The sequence below is a fragment of the Bacteroides sp. L10-4 genome (genome assembly GCF_013373675.1).
GTDB lineage: Bacteria > Bacteroidota > Bacteroidia > Bacteroidales > Bacteroidaceae > Bacteroides > Bacteroides muris.
The window spans coordinates 1-1334 of the sequence record NZ_JABXJH010000137.1 but is presented as its reverse complement, the minus strand read 5'-3'; the positions used below and the strand labels follow the sequence as shown (position 1 = coordinate 1334).

Sequence of the window (1334 nt, the reverse complement as noted above, 5' to 3'; positions counted from 1 at the left end):
TAATCGGGAGGATTTGGTTAACTTTGACTGAGTCCTTGGAATTAGTAGTTTTCATGGAGAAAAGTCGCCAAACTTTTCCTTTAAATTACTAAATTTCAGGGACTTTTGCAGATTTAATCACTTGAAAATTAAATGTTTAACAGCATATATTTAATTTTTGTCATCTACTAAAGTTTTGGATACAAATTTCTCCTCAAATTCAGTTTTTTCTTTTCCCATTTTTTATGTTTTTAGGGTTAGTGAATGTATGATAATCAGCAATGAAAAAGGGCTACTCCTTTCAGTACGGATGGCTACGCCCTTGCCTTGTTGAGGCTACACCATCCGACGAGAAAGGTGTAGCCCTTCTGTCCGGTTGCTGACGGCGGCAAAATTACTGCCTTTCCAGGTACTGAACTATCAGTGATTTATCCTTACATCATATCCGTATGGGTCAATCAGTGTGGTGTCTTCCCGTTTTATGATGGCCCATACCTTCTCCAATTCGGTGATTATCGTACTGTAAGTCAAAGGTTTTTGCTCTCCTCTGGCTCTCTTTGTGAAGTTTTCGGATGCTACGAGCAGTTTGGCTATATCCGTTCATCCACTATGGAGCAGTGTTCTTTGACTTTTGTTTCTCTTATTTTCTGTGTATCAGATTGATACGACATGCTTCTCTGCTCGTTACTGTTGAGATGCTTCTTTTTTTGAGTTCTTTCATTTGTGTAATTCTTCGTTCGTTTAACTGTTTTTTAATCTGGTTAAAAAATGCGAAAGTATAAAAAGTAGGAGAGAAATAGGGGGACTTGGAGAAAAATGTGTGGGAATTAATTTTAAGTGGTTGATATATAGGATGATATGCTGTTTAAAAAACGTACGTTTAATGAACGCAAAGATAGATACGTTTTTTGTAATGACAAAATGTTTGATAGAAAAATGTTCCTAATAATAAGTACTGATAAGTATATTGCATTGGATTTCAGTAGCATATACAATATATGTAATCAGTTAAAATCTTCTTATTTTTAGCTCTTTGAGTATGTCTTGTATAAGTTCAAAACAGGTGTTTTTTAAACGTACGATTAAAAAACGCTTTTTGTTTCTAATACGTTCGTTTATAGTCTCTTGCCAAAAGGTAATGAACAACCGCAGAGAATCTGTTGACAAGAGGGGCATAGTGCTTGTCAAACTTCCCATAAAATGCCCGCAAGTGATTGAACTACAGTTCTGTAATGGTAGTTCAAAGCCCCCAAGGAATACCTTTTTCTAAGTAAAATCAGCAAGAATAGAAATGGATAAAGAGACCGAAGTTTGGTTTGCCATGCGTGCCACATACCGCAGGGAGCTTGAAGCTA

Annotated in this window: 1 pseudogene; it reads right to left on the bottom strand. The window is 36.2% G+C overall.

Annotated elements, in window-relative coordinates:
* Positions 1-399: 399 nt before the first annotated feature.
* Positions 400-650 (bottom strand): annotated as a pseudogene (locus HU824_RS20085) (hypothetical protein).
* Positions 651-1334 lie beyond the last annotated feature (684 nt).